A 24,347-nucleotide genomic window follows, 5' to 3' on the forward strand; every position below is an offset into this window, starting at 1 on the left:
CCATATAGTTAGAACGTTTAGTCCGAGCTAGCGGACCGTACGTCCGCTATTTGGCACAATTGAGCTACCAAAAGAGGTTGCCGGACATAGATTCCGCTATTCGCACCAAAAGGAGCCGTTTCTAAGAAAAATCAACAAATAACGGAACCTATGTCCACAAGAATGACGATTCTAAGGGTGTTTTACTAAATAACGAACTGAGTGTCCGCCATGTAAAGCAACATGTGCTCAAAAGTGCAATTTATAGTCGAAGCTTATAAGTCCGAGCTCGTTCTTGGCCACTAGCGACATCGAGCATCTGCATATCGACTAGCCGATGTAGAACGCGCCGGGCATGGCGATCGCTTACCCTGAGATGGTTAGCAAGCTCCAATGGCGTAAAGGGTCTTAACACACGTCGAGCCAAACGAACGGTTTCCGCTTCTAACGATGAGAACGTAGTAGACACATCCGTTGCGATGAACTTGCCTATGAAAGCGAGTACAAGTTGCTGGCACATCTTGGGCTCATCTGTGATGGAAGGATAGGCGATTGGCAAGAACATCCAACCATCGAGCGATAACAAACAGTGCCTTCTGCATAGATCCTTAAATCTCTTCACGTCAAGATCTCTGGCGTGAGGACCGTACCCTTGAATTTCAATCCCGCCTTTTGCGCCTCCAGGCATATAAGCGAGATCCAGGTAGCGATAGCCATTGTTGAAATCGCGTACCTCCCACTCGGGATATAAGTGCTCGAAATGACCGACAGCAGGGAACCATACTGACCGAAGAAACTCGACCGTCCCATGGCCAAGCCCCTTATTTAACAATTCAAGCCTTCTGTGGTTTTTCTCGTGAACTAGATTGCGGTGTAACCATTCCTCGTATTTTTGCTCAAATCGCGACATATAGATAGATTCTCCTCTCGTTTATTGCTGCTTTCCTGATTAAAGTAATTTGAAAACACAAAAACCGCCTTCATACAACGCAACAACTGTAATCTCATTACAGCGTGCAATTGTATTCTAGCGGCGTGTGCTTCACAACCGGGGTTTCCAATAATTAATATTTTTAGTATAGAGCTTACGACTACTTTCTGCAATGCTCGGGCAGTGAAGCTAAACACTTCGGCAGAGCGCTCCACTGGCAGCGATGAGGTCAGGGGTTCGATCCCCCTAGTCTCCATATGGAACGAAAAAAGAACATGTCATCGGACATGTTCTTTTTTTTCGTTCTTGGAGACGTATTGGGGGTGAGAGCCCCTCAGGGTTCGCCCGCGCGGACGGAACGGATGAATAGGCTTCGGAGAAATAGCTTCAAGTGCAGGAGCACGACGTCTGAATCTACCGCTAAGTTTGTCTTCGTCGAGTTTGCTTCGTCAGCAATTTAAATCAAATATTCATACATCCCCCTAGTCTCCACCATACTTTGACTTCAAAAAGACAGAGATGTCGTTTTTTTATTTTTTTCACGAAAAGAGGCTAAGATGTCATCCAACGGGGTATTCGTACCGCTTTTTACTTTTTAATCGTATTCAAGGTTTTCCTTCGTGAGTTTCTCGTTGAGCATTCCTAGCACTTATGAAGCACTTTACGCACAAAAGCCCTTGTTCTGTTGCATGAAGCAACAAAACAAGGGCTTGGTTAATTTAACTTTCATTGCAAGCAGCAACGGAATGAAGTGCATGGCACCGGAAGCATTTCTCTGATGTATGCTGAAGTTTTTATGAACATTCCATACTTCAACGAAGTACTTCCAGCTGCAATTCCTTTGTGTCAGTTTCGTACGTGGATGAAGCAAGATGATTGAGCTTCTCCAACGTATTTCCCAGTGGAAGTGGGATATATAGCAAAATTTTCAGCTCAGGGAACTCAGCGATCAATAACGTTGTTTGTCTCAGGAACAAACTTCCTACAATAGGATGGTTCAGCTCTTTGTTGCCATGAGTGATCTGAATATCGTGCAAAGCCCACCATTCCCGAAACTCCAAACTGGCTTCGCTTAAGTCGTGTATAAACTGGCTAAACCACGGGTTATCTGCGTATTGGTCGCTGGTCGCTCGAAACAAGGCTTGACCGTTTTTCGCTTCTCTTTCCCAGTTTATAAGCAGCATACGCTGTGAAGGATTGGTAAAAACATACCATATTATGTTGAGATCCCTTTCAGAACGCTTTGAATAATCACCAAACACCCGGTTCGCCAAAGAGTTCCACCCAACAATATTCCATTTGTAATCAACAGCATACGCCGGACAGGTATCCCAAGAATCCAATACGCTTTGAAGCAGGTTATCATACTCCAATGACTGTTGAGTTAAATGCTGAATCGTAACCGTGTCCAACGCCAAATTGAACAGATGCCTTCGTTCCACCCAATCCAATCGCAGCGCTCTAGCGATGCTCTCCAGCACTTGCGTCGAGACGTTTATATCACGCCCCTGCTCCAGCCACGTATACCAAGAAACGCTAACTCCGGCAACTTGCGCCAACTCTTCTCTTCTTAACCCTGACGTCCTTCGTCTTGTCCCTATCGTAAATCCGTGTTCCGAAGGATCCAGACGCTCTCTGCGCGTCCTTAAAAAGTCTCCCAATTCCGAACGCCGACTGTTCGCACTCATTTAATCCACTCCTTATAAGGTAAGGGTGTCCCCTTAACCTGGTGTTACTGCACCTATGATAACTAAACTCATCGTTAGCCAGTTGTATCTGTGGCATAATCATAGCACAGCACAGGTGACACAGTACAAATTCAATCAAATAGGAGAGATGATAAACATGAAATATCGGAAATTAGGGAAAAACGGACCGGAAATCTCTGTGATCGGTTTTGGAACTTGGGCTATTGGCGGCGGAGACTGGGTATTCTCATGGGGCGAACAAAACGATCAATTGTCGCAAAATAGTATTCGTGCTGCGCTTGATGCTGGCATTAACTTTTTTGATACGGCTGCTGTTTATGGAATGGGTCACTCCGAAGAAGTGCTCGGTAAGGCGCTTAAAGGCAGTCGCGAGAAAGCCGTCATCGCTACTAAGTTTGGTCTAGTCTGGGACGATAAAAACAATATAACCCGCAACGGAACATACGGTTCGATCATTCGCGAAGCGGAAGATTCCTTGCGCCGTCTCGGCACCGATTATATCGATTTGTACCAAATGCACTGGCCCGATACTGACGTTAAAGCACCTCTTGAAGAAACAATGCGAGCCATGGAGAAGTTGGTTCAGGATGGTAAAATACGTTATGTAGGAGTCAGCAACTTCCCGATCGCACTTCTTGATGAGGCTTTGGCGGTCAGACATATTGATTCCCTGCAACCGCCTTACTCCATACTTGCTCATCAGGTGGAGTCCGATCTTCTGCCGTATTGCATAGCTAAAGGAATCGGCGTACTGGCTTATAGTCCGCTTGCATCTGGCCTTCTCTCGGGCAATTATACTTTCGACTCTCGCTTCGATGAGCAGGATTGGCGATCGAAATCCCCTTCCCATACCGGGGAAAGTTTCATGCAAAATATCGCTATTGTCGAACAACTCAAAGACGTAGCCGAACAACTCGGCATCACAGTTTCCCAATTAGCCATTGCTTATGTTCTGGCGAATCCTCCCTTAACGAGTGCTCTTATTGGGGTACGTAAGCCCAAGCATATTTTGAATGCATTGGCCGCTGCCGAAGTAACACTGGATGAATCTGTGCTTACAGAGATAAGAAGTATTGCCAAAAGCGCCCGAATCGTAATGCCTATCAACGAATAGAGTATTCAAAATGAACAACACAGGCGCCAAACCGCCTGTGTTGTTCATTTTGTAATTTTAGTTTGAATCCTCGATAATCCATTTCTAGGAGGAATACAATGATTTTAAATAAAAAGCAAAGTACACTGGTTGCTTCCTTTACTCGTGACTCCTTCATCGGGTCGACAAATGGAACAGCATTGCTATTATATGACAGGCGTGACTTCGAGATGAACCTCGTCATCATTCACAAACAGGATTTGGCGAATCTGAATTTCTGGTATATGGAACATTTCATTGATATACTGGGTTTGCATCTTTCGGGGTGTGTAATACCCCTATGTGGGAGAGCGAATCGCTGGCAGCGATGAGGTCAGGGGTTCGCTCCTCCTAGACTCCACCATAAAAATACCTTATAACATCGGGGTTTCCCGGTGTTTTTTGTATTTTTGAGGTTCCTTTTTTATCCTAATTGGTTTCGTGGGCACAGGGTTGGCCGCACTAAGAATTTATTCGAGGATATTTAGGTAAATGATCGGTTTTTTAGCCCTCCCCTTATTCCCGCAATAATGTTAGAATGTTGACAATAGGTTTATAGATTTCAGGACAGTCTATAGAGGTGATAATAAATTGGGTAATTCTATCTTTAAGAAGATGTTTACAACCTCATTAATATTGATCGTTAGTATTTCCATCGTAATTGGTGTCATTTCCTACAGTATTGCTTCCCGAATTCTTATCGATGAAACCGAAAATTATTTAATTAATGAATTAAAGCAGATCGATAAAAGCTTAATGACGATAGTGGAGGATGTTAATCAATCCGCTGGTATTTTGCAAGACAATCAATCAATAAGCCATGTGTTCGATGCATCACCGAAAACATCATTCCAGCGTTACATGGATGCATCTGAAGTAGAGAAGTGGTTGAAGATATCTATTTCTAACAATGATGCTATACAGGGGATGTCTGTCTTATCCGAATCTCAAGACTTTTCCTCGGGCTCGAGATTAGGTCTATTTACATACGAGGATCTCAAGCAACTTCCTGTCTATCGAGATAAACTGCAAAATTTGCAGGATGACCAATATGCGCTGCTTAGGGCAGATGATTTGCTCCAGAAAGAGAAGGTTGGCTCGGGAAACTTGATCATTCTAGCCAAAAGAATATCTTCGTATAACGTAAGCGACATCATTGTTCTCTGTTATGTATCAACGAGTTCAATTATGGCTAATCCTGCGGATGGTCTTGTCTACACAGTAGATCCGGTCAACCAGGTGTCTTGGAGCGCTACTCCGCAAAAGCTTGAAAATCCATATCCAACCGTGAATCTAAGCATTGAAGGCAGATCAGAAGGTAGTCTTGCAACAGGAGATACCCGCCTTATCTACATAAAATCAAGCTTCTCCAACTGGTATATGATCAATTCAGTTTCGGAGAAAAACATCGTTAAATCGTTAAATCATATTTTATGGTTCATTATTCTGTGTGTTAGTGTCATGATTGTTATTTGTGCCGTCACCGCTCTGATTGCATCAAGAGGATTGACTCTTCGCATAAAGCATATGAAGAATGCTTTGCATATGAAGGGGATGGACGTGCGATCAACTTTATCTGGTTTTGATCTTCATAGCAATCGTTCTAGAATTAGATGGCTGCATTCCTTGAAGTTCAGCAATAAATTATTTTTATTTTATACGTGTATCGTTATTGTACCCATGATCATCCTTAGTTTGCTGTTGTATCAGAAAACGGTGGATACGTTGGAAAATCAGTTGGAGCAGTCCTTCCGTCAGCCTCTAGTTCAAGCTGCTTCTAGTATTAATATGTTAATGAATAGACATATGCGGAACGTTAAGTACATAATAACGAATCCTAATGTTCAGCAACTGTTTGTGACCCCTCTTCCAGAACAGACAACTGATTATTTGAAAAGAACAAAAAAAATATCAGACGGAATTATGAATAAGACAACCTATCACGTTGGGTTAAACAGTATTGAAATATATGATATGAACCAAAATCTACTTTACTCCTCTTCAAATATAATGGAGAGCAATGCTTGGAAGATAACCGACTTGAAGCAGAATATGGCTTGGGTGGATACGCATTCCGATGCATTTCAGAATAATGTATTTTCCTTGATCCATGAAATTAAAGGCAACATCTTGTTCACGGATGGATTTGCTGTACCGATCGGATACTTGAAATTGAATATCAATGAAACACTATTGAGCCAAATCTACAAAGATATCCGAATCAGTGATAAAGGGATCATCTATATCCAGAACAGGGACGGAATTATACTTTCATCTAATGTTACACAATTGATAAATACACGTGTTGATCATATCCCGCTTTTGTCCTCCCGTGACAAAGTATTCATTACCGATAAGAATCTCACATACAACGATTGGAGCATTCATGCGATAGTCCCTGCGGGTGAGCTTCTTGGTTCCAAATATGATCTGATCACTTATAATCTAATTGTCGTTTCAATGATGATGCTCGTTCTAATCATTATATGTATGCAAAGATCAAGAGCATTCGTTAGACCGATAGAATCACTGATGCAAGTGATTCGAAGTGTGAATAACTTCAAGCTCGATGCCCGATTTCAGGAGCATAGCGGGGATGAGATCGAAATTCTAGGCCGCAGCTTTAATGGGATGCTGGACCGCTTGCAAGGTCTCATCGAAGAGATAACGGAGTCCAAGAATCGTGAACAGGAGCTTGAAACGAAGAAGAGAGAAGCAGAGTTGAACGCTCTTCAATCGCAAATCAATCCCCATTTTCTATATAATACGTTCGAATCGATCAACTGGCTGGTTATTCAGAACGAGAATGATAAAGCGGTTACAATGATGACCTCGTTGGCAGATCTGTTTCGGATCGGAATTAACCGGGGCCATAATATCGTTAGCATGGATGAGGAGCTTCAGCATGCGGAAGCGTATATCACCATTCAGAAAATCCGTTACAACGAAAAGCTAAATGTAATCTGGAATATCCAAGTGGATCCTAAACGTTACCAGACTATGAAGCTGATCCTACAGCCGATTATTGAGAACGCTATCTACCATGGTATAGAGCTGAAGGAAGATGCAGGAACGATAGAGATTAGTGGCTTCATTGAGGAGAACAGATTGCATCTGCAGATTAGCGATAATGGATTAGGCATTCAGACTGAACGGCTTACGGAGCTAAGGGAGCACATCAGCAATTGGTATCATAAACCATCACGCAGCATCGGGTTATTAAATGTGAATGAACGGATCAAACTGCTATTCGGAGATGAATACGGCTTGCGAATAACGAGTCAAGTCGACGAAGGGACTATTGTTACAGTCATATTGCCTATCGTCGAACTAGAGAATGAATAAGGGGGATCCCACGTGAACAAGCTGCTGATCGTTGAAGATGAGGCCATAATACGCAAAGGCTTGGTAAATAGTATCCAATGGGAGAATTGGGGATTTCAGGTTTGTGGTGAGGCCGTTAATGGTAAAGCTGCATTAGACTATATTCTTCATCACGATGTGGATGTCATGATGACAGATGTACGTATGCCCGTCATGGATGGACTAGAATTGTCTCGACTAGTCAAAGCTTCTAAGCCGGAGGTGAAGATCGTTGTCCTCACAGGCTTCAGCGATTTCGAATATGCAAGGCAATCACTTGAGCATGGGGTGTTTCAGTATATTCTCAAGCCCTTGAAGAGGGATAAGCTAGCAGAAGTCTTTCTTCAATTAAGAGAAATACTCGATAAGGAGCAGCAGGAATATAGGGAAAAAAGCGAATTGCTGAAAGAAGTAGCAGAAAGCAGAGTTGTTGTATTGCAAAAACAGTTAAGCGATTGGGTTCATGGACGTTACGCTAATCCATTGGCTCCTGCTTTAATGAATGAAACAAAGCCCTGGGATACAATGAAGACGGGTTATTATTTATGTGCTTTAGTGGATATCGATAACTTGGACTGCTTGGAAAGTGATTTTGTAAGCCTTTTCAAACAAAATGCATGGTCGATAATGAAGGATATTGCTTCACAAATATTCAATCAAGCGGGCGATGATTATGCTGTGCTGAGCGCGGTTGATGATCTAGGACGGCTGACTCTTCTTCTACATATAGGTGAGAATGACTCGAATGCAGCTGCGGAAGCAGAAAATGGGGGGAAGGTAGCTGATGCTCTGAGAATATTGCTTGATTGGCTCCAGAATACATGGAGCGGAGCTTCATTCTCTGCAGGAATCGGAGGTTGGGTAAGAGCGGTTGAATGCGTTCCAGAAACCTATCAACAAGCTAGCGAGGCTCTGGAACATCGCTTCTATAGGGGGACAGCTTCGATTAATAGCTATCATGACATACCCAAGTTGAGGACATTAACCCCACAAGAGTTCCAGCAAATCAAGCATGCAGAGAAAAAGCTGATCAACTATATCTCGACTGGGAGTGGAGATGTTCACTTGATCTATGAAGAGATGTTTGCTGGTATCTTGCAGCATCAGAGGGTTCAATCCCAAACCATCAAAAATGCAGTTGCCCAAACGCTATATTCCGTATGCGGTTATTTATCGGAGCAAAGCTATGATAAGGAACTGGATGTCATGGATAATATATCGATGACAGGGCTTACCGATCTACAGCATGTTCTGTCCTATGCCAAACAGAAATTAAATGAAATAAAAAACGAGATCGATAAAGCAGACCCTAACACAGAACGTAATTTGGTTCGCCAGGCGAAGGAATTTGTGACCGAGAATTATAGGAACGATTTTTCATTGACAGAAATAGCAGCTCAGCTGTATGTAAATCCCTCTTATTTTAGTTGGTTGTTTAAGCAGGAGACGGGTCTTACATTTACAGCATACCTCACTCAGTATCGCATGAGTGTAGCCAAGAATTTGCTTAAGCAGGATAAGCAAAAGGTATATGAGGTGGCGCAATGCGTTGGCTACAATGATTATAGACATTTCTGTAAAATGTTCAAAAAAGTGGAGGGAATCTCGCCTAAGGATTTCAAGCAAAGAGGAAAGTAATCATATCCAACGATTGCATAAGTGCCTGCGTTCAAATTAACCAAAAATACGACACAAAATCCAAAATGAACCGTATATTTGTTTTACTCACCTTCCCTTATATTTAGTGCAGTGGGTAAGTTAGAGCTAAAGAAGGGGGAATGGTGAGTATTGATAAGCAAGTTAGGTAAACAAAAAATGTTGTATTTGATGCTGTTACCTTGTGTAATCTATTTGATTATTTTCAGCTATGCCCCGATGTACGGAATCGTGCTTGCGTTTAAAGATTTCAATATTATGAAGGGCATCATGAATAGTCCCTGGGCAGGATTGAAGCACTTTAACGCACTATTCGCAGATTCTTATTTTCAGACAGTCACATGGAACACGTTGAAAATTAGCTTAATGCGGCTGCTGTTCGGATTTCCGATTCCTATTATACTTGCACTATTGCTTAATGAAGTTAGGATTACCCTATTCAAGCGCATGATACAGACGGTTATCTATTTACCCCACTTCATCTCCTGGGTTATCATTGCCGGAATCTTGAAGGTATTCCTCACAACCGATGGTGGAGTTGTCAATCAGATCGTTGAGTTTTTCGGCTTTGATGCTATTCCTTTCTTGACCAGCAACACTTATTTTGTACCCATGTTAATTGTCTCAGATATTCTTAAGGAGGCCGGCTGGGGAACGATCATATATTTGGCAGCGCTTGCAGGTGTTGATCCGGAACAGTATGAGGCTGCAATGATCGATGGTGCGAACCGATGGAAGAGATTGATCCACATTACTCTGCCAGGTATCTCAATCGCTATTAGTATCATGCTGATCTTAAGCTTAAGTGGGATATTAAATGCTGGCTTTGATCAAATCTTTAACCTGTATAGCCCGCTTGTCTATGAATCGGCAGATATTATCGACACCTATGTCTTTCGGATTGGGTTGTTGTCAGGGAAATACAGCTTGGCTACAGCACTGGGATTGTTCAAATCGGTTATCGCCTTAATCCTAATTGTCATCACTAATCAAATCGCAAAAAAACTAGGGGGATCAGGCATATGGTAGGCATGAATAAATCCACTGTGCCGCAAGTTAATCGCCCCCTGAAACGGAAATCTCCGTTAAAGCCTATGCAGCTCGGTGAACTCCTGTTTAATGTGTTTAACTACGGGATCCTTGCCTTGTTCGGGTTATTGACGATCCTTCCGTTCTGGCATGTGTTTGTCGTTTCGATTACGAGCTATCAGTCTTATTTAAACAACAAGTTTATTATGATTCCGGAAAATATTTCATTTTCTTCTTATGCCGTACTGTTAGGGGATCCGAAGATTCACCGTAGTTTTCTCATTACGGTATTTATCGTAGTGGCTTCTACTTTACTGCATCTGGCAATTACGACAGTAACCTCCTATCCGCTTTCTCGCAGTTATTTGAAGGGCCGTAACGTGATGATGTTGTTTATTATCTTCACTATGCTGTTCAGCGGCGGATTGATTCCACACTATTTGTTAATCAAATATTTGGGTCTCATGAACAATTTATTGGTTTACATCATTCCTGGAGCATTCTCTGGCTTTAGCGCGATACTCATGTTGAATTTCTTCAAGCAGATTCCCGACAGTCTGGAGGAAGCGGCGAGAATCGACGGAGCAGGGCATCTATACATCCTCGTGAAAATCTTTATTCCTTTATCGATGCCCATTCTCTCGACATTGGCTTTATTCTATGGGGTTGGTAAATGGAACGATTGGTTTACAGCAGTCATATTTGTCGACAAAGCGAGTTTGTATCCGATACAAAATATTTTACGGGAGTTCCTGGTTGTTGGGAACATGGATACGATTGGCAAGGGTATCTTCAACAACGATTCATACAAGCTTATTGTTAGTATTAAGATGGCGATTATTATGGTCGCAACGTTACCGATTATGCTTGTGTATCCTTTTATGCAGAAGCACTTTGTAAAAGGTGTATTATTAGGTTCCGTTAAGCAATAAAACATGGAGGGGTTCAAATGACAAGAAAGTGGATAGTAACGGCGTTGATTTCCAGCATGATGACGACAGCGGTAATTGGTTGCTCCAATAATAACAATAATGCAGGTTCTCCAACGCCAACGTCAGCGCAAACGAATAAAGGGGAGGCTGAACCTAAGGCTGAACCTAAGGCTGAACCTAAGCAAGAGGCGGTAAAGCTGACTATGTACGCCCACGATTTCCAGCGATGGGATGGAGTCGAGAATGACAGCATCCTGAAGAAGCTGGAGCAGAAGTTCAATGTTTCGCTTAGCAGACAAGGAGCTCCGTGGGAAGGCTGGATGGAGAAGCTTGCGCTCAAGATTAATACAGGAGAAGCACCAGATCTATTTTTCTACTTAACCACATTGCCTGAATATAGAAATTGGGTCGATAGCGGTGTCGTTCTAGAGCTCGATAAGTATTTGGATAATGCGCCGAACCTCAAAAAAATACTGGATAACGGGCTCTATAAAAATTTGAAGTTTAACGGTCATTATTATTTCATTCCAGTCATTACTGCATCAAACAATCATTCAATCTATTACCGCAAAGATTGGCTGGATAAGCTACAATTGAAGGAACCGACGAACATTGAAGAATTTACGACAATGCTGAAAGCGTTTACTGAAAACGATCCGGATGGCAATAACAAGAAGGATACCGTTGGCATGACCGCTTCTAAAATCAGAGACTGGCTAAACGTGATCTCTACAGGCTTCGGAGTGAAGCCGGAATGGAATCTAAATAAAGCTGGTGAATATGAAGCAGGATATGCAACCGATTCGTACAAACAATTCCTAGCTTGGATGCAGAAACAGTACAAAGCGGGTTACATTCAGAAGGAGTATTTCCTGAATGATGACGCACAGAAAGAAGAGGCATTCTATTCCGGCAAAGCTGGAGTCATGATCTCGAACAGCGGCGTGAAAGCTGATGGGGTTATTGAGCAAATCGGTGCGGTCAAACGCGACGCGGTCGTAGATGTATTGCCCCCTCCTGACGGTCCAGGCGGACCAGGAGGCGTTCAGTCCTTTGGCGGCTTCTGGGGCGGCTGGAGTATCTCCGCACAGACCAAAGATCCGGAAAGAGTCGTACAGTTATTGGATTATATCTATAGTCCGGAAGGAAGAGAGCTCACTTATTTCGGAATTGAAGGTGTGCATTATTCCAAGGATGGAGATAAAATCGTTCCGAATTTGGAGAACAGAGCGAAGGAGCCGGCAGCTACTTTTGCGCCGGTTGGCGGAGAATTAAAAGGACTGTATAATGTGGGCCAATACTTCGGTAGCTTATATAAATTCACCGGGGATAAAGTAGAGGCGCTCAGTAACAATTCGTTCAACAAAAATCCTGAGATTGCAGACAAACAGGATGTTTATATTAACAAGAACCTGGTATTGTCGGATATTGCTAATGTACTGGATTTTCCTGCGGAATTCGCGGAGATCAGCCAAAAGCTGCTTGATATTGTAGAGAAGTACTCCACTTTAATTATAAGCGGCAGTAAAGAAGTCGATGCGGGTTGGTCAGAAATGATTAATGAGATGAATGGCGTAGGCTATGCAAAAGCTCAGCAATATGTGAAAGAAACAATGGAGAAGCTGAAATAATCGACATGAGGAAGGAGAGAGCGCTCACGCTCGATCCTTCCTCATTTACTAGAACTGCCTTTTTAGCGCAATAAAGAATGGAGGGAAACCCGTTATAAAGAAAATATCAATTCTTATCTCTCTACTGGCCATGTGTATATTAGTCGGATGTGATCAGTCAAAGGAAGAACCGATAGAGCAGACTAATTATTTTGTTAGTTCCTCTGATCCAAAAGCGGATGATGATGGCCCAGGTACCCAGGAGCGACCCTGGAAAACATTAAGTAAAGTCTCGTCACATACCTTCAAGCCAGGTCAATCTGTTTTGTTGAAACGTGGGGACACCTGGACGGGTGAAACCTTATATTTGAAAGGTAATGGTTCATCTGATAATTGGATAACATTATCCGCTTACGGAACAGGCAATCGTCCAATTATTTCGCCCTACGATTCGCCAGAATCCATCTCAGAGTCGTATCCTGATGATGTGGCAAAGAATGGTCTGTTATACGCGATCAAGCTTGATAATACGGCAGGATGGAAGATCAAGGGCCTCGAGATTGCGAACTCTAAAAGCGGAATTGTGTATGTCAACGGGGCGGAAGGAACCCGCGACGGACTTTGGGTGGAAGACTGCTATATCCACGATATTACGAAATGGCCGCTTACGCCATATCCAGCTGCGGAAAATCGAGTGCCTGAACTCGTGATGATGCCGTATTCGGTTGGCATTTTTACATTCCTAAATTCGGGAGAGAGGTTGCAGAATGTTACGATCAACAATTGTATCTTTGAAAGAACAGATGCACCGTTGGAAATCAGACATGCGGATCATGTAACCGTAGATTCGATCAAGGCAACGGACTCTTACCGGGAGGGCGTTATATTTACAGGAATCAACTATGATCATCCTGGACAGCCAACCGGGATTTTCCGTAATAGTCAAATTGTGCGCACAGGATCCAACGGGATGATTTGGGGTACGGCGGGGTTAGCGCTAAATGCTGTACATCAATTTACGATTGATAATGTGGAAGTCGCATTTACCGTTTCACCTAACTCTCCTGACGGAGTAGGTATTGATTATGAGGGTTTAAATAAAGACGTCACGGTGCAGAACAGCTATATCCATGATAATGAGGACGAAGCCGTTATGTACTACCGCAATCCGCAATGGTCGAACGGAATTGAGAATATTAACACAAGCTTAATTAATAACCGCTTTATGAATAACGGAATCAAACAAGATGGCAAGCTTCACGCAGCGCTTCTCGTCCACGCCAACAATCTGGACAATCGCGGGACAATCTCCGGAAATACAATCGTGTTAAAGGATTTACAGCAGCCATTGAACATGATTACAGAGATGACGCCGCAATTCAATGATTACTGGCCAGGGCATATTAACCAAGAGTCCTATCGTATAGAGAATAATAGGATCCAACTTAACGATGGTAGGAACGTGAATTATGCTTCATCAGGCTTCTCGAAAAAGCAAGGCGGTAATGGGTGGCATTACGAGCTGGTGAACAAAGGAACGATTGCGGAAATGGGCTGGGACAGCGAATCGGGTGAATGGAAAGGGACAACGGAGAAGGTTCTTATTGGAGATCACTGGATGCAAACGGCAGCAGGTATTGAAGCAGTGCGTAAGTGGATTTCATCGTTCGATGGCGAGATTGCCATCACGGGGAATGTCGAATTATCCAGTTCATCAACTGCGAACGCACGGGTATCCATTCTGAAAAACAGTGAAACGATTTGGGAACAATTTATTGCTATGAATAAGAGAGCACAGCATGATCTGACCATCGCTGTAAAAGCTGGAGATGAGATTCGTTTCGTAATCCATGCAGCGAATGATAAGAATGAGACAGAAGCCAGAGTGGATTGGAGTCCGCGACTTGTTGAGCAGATGGCAAAGTAATATGAAATTCAACTGTGATTTACCAATATGGAGGGGTTTATATTGCAACAAGCAGGAATAAATGCCGCGGCAAATCGTTTGCTGGAAGAGTTTGTACAGCCGTCTACAGCTTACAGGTCGGTCCCCTTCTGGGCATGGAACGACCGGATGTCGGTAGATGAAGTCAAAGCGCAAATACAGGAAATGAGCAAGCAAGGAATGGGCGGGTTCTTTATGCATTCCCGTGAGGGACTCGAATCCGAATATATGGGCGAGGAATGGATGGCATGCATTCAAGCAGCTGTTGCCGAAGCCAAAGCAACAGGGATGAAGGCATGGCTGTACGATGAGGACCGCTTTCCATCAGGAGGAGCAGGTGGATCGGTACCAAGACTCGGAGGAGATGCCTATCGTTCTAAAGCGATAACGATGGAGGTAACGAGAGATGAACCTAAGGATACCTCAGACATAATCGGCTTGTTTGTCGCTTCAGTCGAAGGTGATACCCTTCTCACTTGCCGCCAGGTTGATACAACAGAGCCTGATCTCTTATTAGACAGTGAGGTGTGGCTTATCTGTCGCAAAGAAATTTCAGGACCCTGCGAGTGGTTTAATGATGAGGCGCCGGTGGATAATCTGAATCCGAATGCTGTCGCAGCTTTTATCGAAGGTACACATGAGCATTATAAGGCAGTTATAGGCGAAGAATTCGGTCAGACCGTTCCGGGCATATTCACCGATGAACCGAGCATCGCGGATTTTCATTCTCTGTATACGAAGCCGTGGCTCCCATGGACGGATGGCTTTGCGGAATATTTTCAGGAGCGAAGAGGGTCTAGCTTGGAAGCTCTACTACCTTATTTGTTCTTCCATGGGGAACATTCGGCGAAAGCGAGGCACAATTACTGGAGAACGATTACGGAACGGTTCTGTGCAGCATACTCGGAGCAGTTGGGCCAGTGGTGCGAGGATAATGGAATTGCGTATACGGGGCATTATTTAATTGAGCATAATTTAGGAATCGGGACGAGAGTAAGCGGTGCCATTATGCCTCATTATCGCTATCAGCAGGTTCCGGGCATCGATCTGCTAGGTGAGCAGGCGGATGAATTTATGACGGTAAAGCAATGTACAAGTGTGGCTAATCAATATCGCCGGCCATTCGTATTATCCGAGATGTACGGCTGCTGCGGATGGGATTTCACATTCGAAGGCCAGAAATGGGTGGGCGATTGGCAATTTGCCTTAGGAGTTAATGTACGCTGTCAGCACTTATCGCTATACAGTCTGAAGGGATGCCGCAAACGGGATTTTCCACCGGTGTTTAACTACAATACGAGCTGGTGGAAATACAATCACGTGACGGAGGACTATTTCGCACGAATTGCTGCTGTCATGACGCAAGGTGAAGCCGTTCGTGATGTGCTTGTGATCCATCCGTCCTCAACAATATGGGCCATGATTGGTTGTGATCCTTATGAGTATAAAGGTTGGGAGGATCCTAATCTGCTCAGGGCTAACCGATATGAGGATGGAATAAATAGCATCATTCGATCGATACTCGCCTTTCACTATGATTTTGATTTCGGTGATGAGACGATCATTGAGGAGAAAGGGCATGTAACAGAAGGTAAGTTTTTCGTAAATTTTGCTGGCTATCAGGTCGTCGTGCTTCCGCGGCTGCATACACTGCTTGGAAGTACGCTTAAGCTGTTGCTTGAATTCATGGATGAGGGCGGCACAATTATAGCAGTAGGGCAAGAGATTACGATGGTGGATGGCGAGCTATCGGACGAAGTCCAAACCTTATATTCGCATGCAGGAATACGGATTGTAGTAGATGAAGCAGAACTATGCTCAACGCTTGAGGATGCATTGCCTCGCCAGGTTGGTATTCGCAGCAGAACGTCGGGGGAAGCACCGGAGTTTCTGTATTATTTGAAAGAAATGCCTGATTGTTACGCATTATTCGTTGTTAATAATGATCGGGATAAGGGTCAAGAAGTAGAGATTATGTTGGCGCACATGGGGCGATTGGAAGAATGGGATACGTTAACAGGAGAGACGAAGGAGCTCGGGATTGAGGTTAGCGGTGATCATATGAGATTCGTGGCAGATTTTGGTCCGGCAGGCTCCAAGCTATATGTTATTCATAAGGGATTTCAGCCGAGACTTTCTGAAAATAGATTTTCCTCCTCGCAGTCACACCTATTCCGGTTAGCTGACGCTACGCTCGGCCCAGCCTGTGCTTTTACCCGGACTATGCCCAATGCCTTGCTATTGGATGTATGCTCCTATCGAATGAGGGATGAGAATTGGTCGGAGCCCATGTTCGTATGGCAAGCACAAATGTGTGTGAGGGAAGCGTTAAATATGCGCCAAGTTCACTACAATGGGCTTCCGCAAAGGTACAAGTGGGTAGATGAAGCTCATCCGGATAACGGACAGCCGATTGGATTGCGTTATATATTCCAAGTTAATGCGGTTCCTATTACGGATGTATTTCTAGTTCTTGAGCAGGCCGAACAATATGAAGTGTGCTTAAACGGTGTTCCTGTCGCTGTTGAAATTGCGGGCTGGTATATCGATAAGAGCTTTAAGAAAATGAAGCTTCCGCAGCTGAATAAAGGTACGAATGAGTTAGTCATTACCTGTGCATATGAATCCAAATTTGAATGGGAAGATTGCTACATTATCGGAGACTTCGGCGTTGATGTTAATCGAAGCATTGTCAAAGAGCCAGAAGTACTCCACATGGGTGACTGGTGCTTACAAGGATATTTCCATTATTCTGGAAGCATAGTATACCACTTCGATTATACGTATGCCTATCAACCAGGTGTTGCAGCACCAAGTGTTCTGATGGAGTTCGGAACCTATGAGGCCATAACGATGGAAGTTCGCGTGAACGGTGTCACCTCAGCTCATGTTCCTTGGCGTGAAGCGAATAAGGTTGATTTGACTCCATGGATATCCGAAGGAAGCAATCGGATTGACGTTGAAGTCATGGGGAGCCCGCGCAACCTATTCGGACCTTTTCATCAGAAGGGAACTCATAACGTGTGGGTCGATTGGACTTATTTCTATCGTGAAGGTGCTAGAGTTGAGCCGAATTACGTAGTCAGACCTTATGGATTGTTAAGTCCTATCAATCTATTTTTAACCTGAAAAAAGCTATGCTGCCAGCGCGTGCCGATTCTCATTCGGTGCGCGCTGTTTGAGTTTGGTTGGACAGCGTTGATAGTTACAAATACAGATAGAATCCGTAATGGCTTTAATTTGAAGATTATATCCGTTTAAATAAATAATTTTAAAGAAAATATCTATTGATCTTTTAGATGAGCTAATTTATGATTTGATTGATCTGGAATTATTAAAATATGGTAAATGAGGGAGAGGATGAAGAACCCGCCAAATGAATACTATTAAGACCAAAGCATTTCTCACTTTTAAAAATTCAGAAAAAACCTAGGGGGGTTAGCTTCATATGAAACGGCCCAGAATTCGGTTTCCAAGATTCCTAATCATACTATTATTGGCGAGCATCATCCTGCCCTCTGGTCAATTGCAAGCGAAGGAAGAACCAGCTGCGGCCTTCCCGTCTTTGAAGCTGGAGGATGGCACAGCGAATAAGGTCGATGTGTTTAATAAAGACAGAACGACGGATCAAACAGCCGTTTATACACGCAAATATGGAGAGAGAACTAAACCATTCGATTCAGGGACGGTTGAATATATTGTTTCCGGAGAAATCGTCGTTGTGAAGAACATGAAAGGTCAGAATGGGACCTACATTCCGGCAAAAGGGTTCGTAGTATCTGCACCGGCAGCGGAGGCACTTGGTGCACTCGAAATTGGACAATCGCTGCAGCCTGTTGGTTTAAACGAAGTCTACCTTCCGCCCAACTATGCCGAAATCGAGGGGGTGACAATTGGTATCGATCGATTGAATGGAGTCCGCGGTGAGAGCGAAGTGGTTTTATATCAGCCGGGTTTTGGAGCTTCTACCCAGACTAATCCTTGGGGAATGGAGATCACGGTAGAGAACGACCTAGTAACTCACGTCGTTTCCTTATCGAATCCGACTCCAAACAATGCCTTGGTCGATAATAATTCCACCATTCCTGCGCATGGTTATGTGCTCTCCATCCATACCTCCAGTAAGTATTTCAAGCTGTTGGACGGCAAAGTAAAGGTGGGCAGCCCTGTAAAAGTCGTGTTCAGCCAGGAGGAAGAAGGGCTGACTTACAAGACCGTTCAAACTGGATTTGACGATGTCAATCCCTCAACCAGGGAAGCGGATAAAATGATCATTTATAATCGCATGATCGATGAAAGAACTGGAACTAATTCTTGGGGCAATGAAGTGATCGTCGACGCTAAAGGAACCGTCGTTCGAAATGGGGGCAACAACAGCTTAATTCCAGAAGGCGGATTTGTCATTTCAGGTGTCGGAACGACGGCGAACTGGCTGGCGGCGAATGTAAGCATCGGATCTACAGTTAGAATCGATCAGATCCATAAGAAGATTATTGTGGTTTTCACTCCAGAATCTTATTTAAATAAGGCTCAAATTGAACTGGAAAACGCGAAACTAGGGCTCAAATTCTCGAAGGAGCATTTCTTGGATGTTCCCTACACTGAAATAGAGAATAAGATAGCATCCGCCCAAACATTGTTCGAAAAGGCTCATGCGAAATTAGAGAGTGTCGATTATTCCGGTCTCCTTTCTCTGCTTGCTGACTTGGATCAACAGGCAAGCGACGCCTTATTCATGAATTATGAATCGAGAAAAGTGGAGACGCGCGGTCTATGGAGAAGGCCTACGGAAACGAACATCGAGCAGGTCAGGGCGCATATGGACAAGATTGCGGCGCTGCATATCAATTCGATCTATCTGGAAACCTGGTGGGATGGCTTTACGATCTATCCGACGACTATGAAAGAAACGGAATTGAACCCGATCTACGAAGGCTTTGACGTACTTAAGGCCTATATAGAGGAAGGAAAGAAACGGGGCATTGAAATCCACGCATGGGTACAGAACTTCTACGTCGGTCAAGGCCACACTAGTCCGATTTATGATGACCACCCGGATTGGACGATGCTTAGCAGAAGCGGAAGACATTACAGTATGGGCAGTGATCGTTTCAGACATTACTTCTTTAACCCAGCCTTGCCGGAGGTTAGGAAATTCGTTCTTTCATTGTATAAAGAGCTGGTTCAGAAATACGATCTTTCAGGGCTGCATCTGGACTTTGCTCGCTATCCGGAGTCTGGAGATTTCACGAATGATTTCTCTTACGACCCTTACACCCGAAGCTTATTCGAGAAAAAGTACAAGGTGGATCCGATCGATTTGTATCCGGGAGATAAATTGTGGGAGGAATGGACCCGGTTCCGTATTGATATTATTAATAGTTTTGTAGGCAAGGTTGCCAAAGAAATCGTTCCGCTCCGTCCTGGTATGAAGCTTACGGCGGCCGTTTGGCCCGATTACGTCGGTTCCCCGCAAAATGTACTGCAGGAGGCGAAAAACTGGACGGATAATAATTATATGGATAACATCTTCCAGATGTCCTATGTACCGGATGCGGCTCTGCTGGAAACCGATGTGAACAATTCCTTGGCTTTGATGAAAAACCACGGGTTTGTCACTTCAAGTATTGCCATGAACATGAATCTCCCCAAGTCCGTTATCGTCGATCAAGTTGATACAGCTTATCGGCTAGGGGCATCCGGTGCAGCTTTGTTCGAGTACGAGTCTCTATTCGAATCTGGCTATGATCATGAGCTGACAATCGGTGTTTATCGCAATGAAGCTATAATGCCGGATTATGTGACCACGAAACCGTTATTTATGCTGCTTGAAGAAATCACCCGCAAAACGAACGAGATTTATGTACCCTTAAACGGAATAAGTCAAAGTGATGCGGACGAAATTACCCGAGGGCTTTTGGACGAATTGAAAAAATGGGATAAACAAAAATTGCTTAATCGCAGCCTTGTTTTGCCTTTGAGAACGTACGTCATGCAATTGGGCTCGACAATCAGAAATCATCCATCTATTGATGCGGAAGTGAAGAATCGTATCATTCCCGATCTCCAAAGGTCTATTAAAATCATGGATATTTATCTCTCGAAAACCAATAGCAAAACGAAGTAAGCCATTGTTCCATTGTTCTATTGTTCACCCCGAAGGAGGCTTCCATGAAAAACATCCTGCCCAAACTCACGGCAAGCTTAATCGTTCTTTGCTTGGGAATGTCATTCTTATTACCTGCCGCAGCTGAGGCTCACTCTGGCACATTCATTTTTACAGAGGTATCCTCCAAGGAGAAAGTACTGAGCGTTACGCTTCGGTTCGATACGCTTACAGCGCTTGAAATTCCAGGAAAGATCGATACGAATGGGGATGGGAAGCTGGACGCGCGAGAGCTGGAAGGGTCAGTTACGCCGGTGATCCTTCCGTTTGTGGAGAAGGGATTAACAGTAACAAACAACGGTTCAAAGCTGCCGCTGCATTTGGCAAGAAGCTCGATGCCCAACCCCAATATTGTCAAGCTGGAGCTCACCTATTCGGCCGAAGAACCGATCGATGAAACGGCAATCCACTACAATTTATTTTTTGAGAAAGCTCCTGCCCACAATAACATCGGAACGCTTCGATTGGAGGATGGAAGCACGCAGGAGTTTGTGCTTAATGCCTCTAACAAGGATTGGTCTTATCGCTTTTCCGGCCAGGCTCCAAGCTCATGGCAAACCGCGAAATCGTTCATTTCGCTTGGCGTCCACCACATCTTGACCGGATACGATCACTTGTTGTTTCTGTTTGCCCTGCTGTTAGTCGCGGCTAAGTGGCGTCGAATTCTACTTCTTGTAAGCTCCTTTACTATCGCCCATAGCATCACGCTGATTCTTGCGGCGACCGGTGTGGTAGTGCCCATATCGAGACTGGTGGAAGCATTGATCGCCTTGACAATCGTTTATGTGGCCATTGAAAATGTGGTGGCAAAACGAGCGGTGCGCTTTCGTGCCCTTCTCACTTTTGTATTCGGATTAGTCCACGGTTTCGGTTTTGCTGGCATCTTGAAGGAGATTGGTTTGCCGAAGGGTCAAGAGATCCTGTCACTGCTCACTTTCAACATAGGCATAGAAGCCGGTCAATTGGCCGTCGTAGCTTGTCTAACTCCATTACTTCTTTATGCTAGGAAACAGACCTGGGGGACTGTTTCACAACGATATGCATCCTTAATAATCGGCGTTATCGGGATTTACTGGTTTGTTACTCGTATTATTTAGAGGGAAAATTCATTTTATATGTATTAAAAGAAAAAAATATTTATTATAAGAAGGAATTAGTGCATTCATCTGGAATATATTTTACGCAATACCAAAAAACCAATAAATCATAGAATAGGGGAAAAACATGCAAAAATTGATGAAGCTTTCATTAATTGCAGCTCTGTCCGCTACATTGCTTCTGCCGACAAGCTTTCGATCCGGTCAAGGCAACACGGCGGAGGCGGCAGAAAAGCCGCTGATAAGCTTCCCGGTAATCAGCGACATTCATATGATGCAAAACGATTACATCTCCGAAAAGAAATTCTCGGACGCTTTGAAAGATCTCAACAAAATCAATTCGAAATCCGACGCACTCATCATCAATGGCGATTTGACAACTTTTGGACGAAACGAAGATTATGATCTGATGCAAAAGGTGTTGAAATCCGCTCCCCATCCCAAAAAAGTGTTTTACACGATCGGAAACCATGAGTTTTACAAAGCCTGGCTGGATCCAAAAACAGGGAGCAACAGCCCAGACTCATTCCCGAACGGGGAAACGGAAAAAATGTCGATTGACCGATATTTGAAGAAAACCGGTATGCAAAAACTTTATTACGATCAATGGATCAACGATCATCATTTCATTTTCTTGGGTTCGGAGAAATACCGACAGTCCGACCCGACCAATGGAGAAGATGCTTTTCTGTCGCAAACGCAGCTGGACTGGCTGAAGAGCAAGCTGAAAGAAAAAGCTTCCGCCAACAAGCCGATTTTCTTGTTCCTGCATCAGCCGATCGGATATACCGTTGCGGGTACGGACATGTCGGCACCAGAAAACACACGTTCCGTTATCCAATATAAGCAATTGACGGAAATTCTGGCGCAATATCCGCAGGTTGTTTATTTCTCTGGTCATACGCATTGGTCGCCTGGAATTGCGAAACAAACCGTTCAATATGAATTCTCCATGTCGAACTCTGGAAGTGTGCGTGATCCTTATAACGACAAGGACCGACCTACGGGCGGTATGAACAGCGACGGTCTCTATGTACAGGTATATAAGAACAAAGTCGTCATCAAGGCGCGTGATTTTAACAAGAAGCAATGGTATAAACAGACCTATACACTCAACTTCCCGTATAAGGGTAAAAAGAATCCTAACCAGCCGTCAGAGCCAGAGCCTCTAGCATGCATTGCTCCAGTGAAGGCTGATCTTGTTGATTACCGCTTCGAGAAATCTGCGATCGAAGACAGTTCACCGGGCAAAAACAACGGGATCTCTGTAGGAACGCCTACTGTACAGTATGATCAGGCATTTGGAAAGAACGTCCTCGTATTGGACGGCAAATCCTATGTCAGAATCAAGGATAACGCGGGTCTACGTCCGGAAGCACTAACTTTGACAGCTCAGTACTCTCTGGATACATTGGAAGGCACACAGGATATATTCGCGAAGAATCAAAACTCTGATTACGGATTTGAATTCAATCCGGCTACCAAGCAGCTTGAAGCTTGGTTCTATGTGAAGGGTGATAAGGAATCCAAATATGTCATCGCGATGACGCCTCCGTTGAAGGCGAAAACGGTTTACACTACAGTGGCTACCTATGACGGCAAAGAGCTGGTGATGTATCAGGACGGAGTTAAAGTCGATACTCAGCCTTTCAAAGGCAAACTCAGCAATGGCGGAACCATCGTCGATTTGGCGATCGGTGTAGATCCGGAGCCTGAAGATGGTGCCAGAAGCAATATGACCGGTAAAGTCGGCCTCGTGCAAGTGTACAGCAAAGCTTTGACTCAAGAACAAGTCGGCTGCCTGCAGCAGCAGCTGAAGAATCAAGTGACAGCTGATCTCGTCAACTATCGGTTTGACACTTCGGCAACTGAGGACAGCTCTCAGGCCAAGAATAACGGAATTGCGGTAGGTAATCCTTTGGTTCAATTCGATCCGTCATTCGGGAAGAATGTCCTCGTTCTGGACGGCAAATCTTATGTCCGGATCAAGGATAACGCCGGACTCCGTCCCGATACGGTAACGCTCGCTACCCAGTTTTCTCTCGATAATATGGAAAGCGTCCAGGATCCAGTGGCCAAAAATCAGTCATCTGATTACGGATTCGAATTTAATCCGGCTACTAAGAAGTTGGAAGCCTGGTTCTATGTGAAGGGCGATACGGATTCGCAATACGTCATTACGATTACTCCGGAACTCAAAGCCAAAACGGTGTATACCGTTGTCGCAACATACGACGGACATGATCTGATCATGTATTTGAATGGCGCCAAAGTCGACAGCAAGTCGATGAAGGGTAAGATTAGCAGCGCCGGTGACATCGTTGATCTGACCATTGGCGCAGATCCAGAGAAAGATGACGGCGCAAGAAGCAATATGATTGGCAAAATAGGTTTCGTTAAGGTTTATTCCAAAGCGCTGAATAAAGATCAGGTAGCCGCTCTGTTCGCGGGGCTGCAGAAGTAAATCTAAGAGAGCCTTCTTTCTTGCCTGCCGGTAGTAGGCAGATAGAGGGCTTTTCTTTTATTTTTTCGTGCTGATTCTACACTGATGAACTATTAACTGTATCACTTCTTCAGTGCTTCAGTGCTTCAGTGCTTGTCAACGCGACTAACCCAGCGAAGCGGACGGAATCGTTCTGAAGAAGCGAAAGCGTTCGCCTTTGTCTCCCGATTTCTACCCCTAAGGGATAGAATCGAGAAATAGGGAGACAACAGCGATCGTAAGAATGATCCGTCCGCGCAGCGGCCTTCTACGCACAATGTTACTCAAGCACTTATGTTAATGTTGAGCCGAAAAA

Annotated in this window: 14 protein-coding genes; 12 read left to right on the forward strand and 2 right to left on the reverse strand. The window is 44.2% G+C overall.

Going from position 1 to position 24,347, the window contains the following annotated elements; genetic code table 11:
• Positions 1 to 241: 241 nt before the first annotated feature.
• Positions 242 to 889, reverse strand: coding sequence for a transcriptional regulator (locus EKN16_RS32060; protein WP_164522664.1), 648 nt, complete (start codon positions 887 to 889; stop codon positions 242 to 244).
• An 833-nt stretch (positions 890 to 1,722) separates the two neighbouring features.
• Positions 1,723 to 2,598 carry a helix-turn-helix transcriptional regulator gene (locus EKN16_RS03735; protein WP_125653765.1) on the reverse strand — a complete coding sequence of 292 codons (876 nt, stop codon included), beginning with the start codon at positions 2,596 to 2,598 and terminating at the stop codon, positions 1,723 to 1,725.
• A gap of 157 nt (positions 2,599 to 2,755) precedes the next feature.
• On the opposite strand from EKN16_RS03735, the gene EKN16_RS03740 reads away from it, so the two are divergent.
• The 12 genes from EKN16_RS03740 (at position 2,756) to EKN16_RS03795 (ending at position 24,013) form a co-directional block, all read left to right on the forward strand.
• Positions 2,756 to 3,733, forward strand: a complete 978-nt coding sequence (locus EKN16_RS03740) for an aldo/keto reductase (protein ID WP_164522665.1) — start codon at positions 2,756 to 2,758, stop codon at positions 3,731 to 3,733.
• A gap of 98 nt (positions 3,734 to 3,831) precedes the next feature.
• The gene (locus EKN16_RS03745; protein ID WP_125653767.1) at positions 3,832 to 4,083 is read left to right on the forward strand and encodes a hypothetical protein; all 252 of its coding nucleotides are present in this window, start codon (positions 3,832 to 3,834) and stop codon (positions 4,081 to 4,083) included.
• Positions 4,084 to 4,342: 259 nt separating this feature from the next.
• Positions 4,343 to 7,096 (forward strand): sensor histidine kinase, encoded by a 2,754-nt coding sequence (locus EKN16_RS03750; RefSeq protein WP_125653768.1) that lies wholly within the window; start codon positions 4,343 to 4,345, stop codon positions 7,094 to 7,096.
• Between the two features lie 12 nt (positions 7,097 to 7,108).
• On the forward strand, positions 7,109 to 8,752 hold the full coding sequence (locus tag EKN16_RS03755) for a response regulator (RefSeq protein WP_125653769.1): 1,644 nt from the start codon (positions 7,109 to 7,111) through the stop codon (positions 8,750 to 8,752).
• Positions 8,753 to 8,902: 150 nt separating this feature from the next.
• Positions 8,903 to 9,799: an ABC transporter permease gene (locus tag EKN16_RS03760; protein WP_232016202.1), complete on the forward strand. Its 897-nt coding sequence runs from the start codon at positions 8,903 to 8,905 to the stop codon at positions 9,797 to 9,799.
• Complete coding sequence (locus EKN16_RS03765; protein WP_125653770.1) at positions 9,793 to 10,731, forward strand: carbohydrate ABC transporter permease; 939 nt, start codon at positions 9,793 to 9,795, stop codon at positions 10,729 to 10,731. The genes EKN16_RS03760 and EKN16_RS03765 overlap by 7 nt, the downstream gene beginning before the upstream one ends.
• 17 nt (positions 10,732 to 10,748) lie before the next feature.
• Complete coding sequence (locus tag EKN16_RS03770; RefSeq protein ID WP_125653771.1) at positions 10,749 to 12,362, forward strand: extracellular solute-binding protein; 1,614 nt, start codon at positions 10,749 to 10,751, stop codon at positions 12,360 to 12,362.
• A 130-nt stretch (positions 12,363 to 12,492) separates the two neighbouring features.
• Complete coding sequence (locus tag EKN16_RS03775) at positions 12,493 to 14,268, forward strand: glycoside hydrolase family protein (RefSeq protein WP_125653772.1); 1,776 nt, start codon at positions 12,493 to 12,495, stop codon at positions 14,266 to 14,268.
• A 42-nt stretch (positions 14,269 to 14,310) separates the two neighbouring features.
• Positions 14,311 to 17,415: a glycosyl hydrolase gene (locus tag EKN16_RS03780; RefSeq protein ID WP_232016204.1), complete on the forward strand. Its 3,105-nt coding sequence runs from the start codon at positions 14,311 to 14,313 to the stop codon at positions 17,413 to 17,415.
• Between the two features lie 319 nt (positions 17,416 to 17,734).
• On the forward strand, positions 17,735 to 20,413 hold the full coding sequence (locus tag EKN16_RS03785) for a glycoside hydrolase family 10-like protein (RefSeq protein ID WP_125653774.1): 2,679 nt from the start codon (positions 17,735 to 17,737) through the stop codon (positions 20,411 to 20,413).
• A 44-nt stretch (positions 20,414 to 20,457) separates the two neighbouring features.
• Positions 20,458 to 21,549 carry a HupE/UreJ family protein gene (locus EKN16_RS03790; protein ID WP_125653775.1) on the forward strand — a complete coding sequence of 364 codons (1,092 nt, stop codon included), beginning with the start codon at positions 20,458 to 20,460 and terminating at the stop codon, positions 21,547 to 21,549.
• Positions 21,550 to 21,676: 127 nt separating this feature from the next.
• Positions 21,677 to 24,013, forward strand: coding sequence for a LamG-like jellyroll fold domain-containing protein (locus tag EKN16_RS03795; RefSeq protein WP_125653776.1), 2,337 nt, complete (start codon positions 21,677 to 21,679; stop codon positions 24,011 to 24,013).
• Positions 24,014 to 24,347: the final 334 nt, after the last annotated feature.

The organism is Paenibacillus baekrokdamisoli (genome assembly GCF_003945345.1).
In the GTDB taxonomy this organism is placed as follows: domain Bacteria; phylum Bacillota; class Bacilli; order Paenibacillales; family Paenibacillaceae; genus Paenibacillus_Z; species Paenibacillus_Z baekrokdamisoli.

Coding starts and splice junctions, on each gene's coding strand:
- EKN16_RS32060 (WP_164522664.1), bottom strand. CDS start 889: ATGTCGCGATTTGAGCAAAAATACGAGGAATGGTTACACCGCAATCTA.
- EKN16_RS03790 (WP_125653775.1), top strand. CDS start 20,458: ATGAAAAACATCCTGCCCAAACTCACGGCAAGCTTAATCGTTCTTTGC.
- EKN16_RS03735 (WP_125653765.1), bottom strand. CDS start 2,598: ATGAGTGCGAACAGTCGGCGTTCGGAATTGGGAGACTTTTTAAGGACG.
- EKN16_RS03770 (WP_125653771.1), top strand. CDS start 10,749: ATGACAAGAAAGTGGATAGTAACGGCGTTGATTTCCAGCATGATGACG.
- EKN16_RS03785 (WP_125653774.1), top strand. CDS start 17,735: ATGAAACGGCCCAGAATTCGGTTTCCAAGATTCCTAATCATACTATTA.
- EKN16_RS03740 (WP_164522665.1), top strand. CDS start 2,756: ATGAAATATCGGAAATTAGGGAAAAACGGACCGGAAATCTCTGTGATC.
- EKN16_RS03795 (WP_125653776.1), top strand. CDS start 21,677: ATGCAAAAATTGATGAAGCTTTCATTAATTGCAGCTCTGTCCGCTACA.
- EKN16_RS03775 (WP_125653772.1), top strand. CDS start 12,493: ATGTGTATATTAGTCGGATGTGATCAGTCAAAGGAAGAACCGATAGAG.
- EKN16_RS03745 (WP_125653767.1), top strand. CDS start 3,832: ATGATTTTAAATAAAAAGCAAAGTACACTGGTTGCTTCCTTTACTCGT.
- EKN16_RS03765 (WP_125653770.1), top strand. CDS start 9,793: ATGGTAGGCATGAATAAATCCACTGTGCCGCAAGTTAATCGCCCCCTG.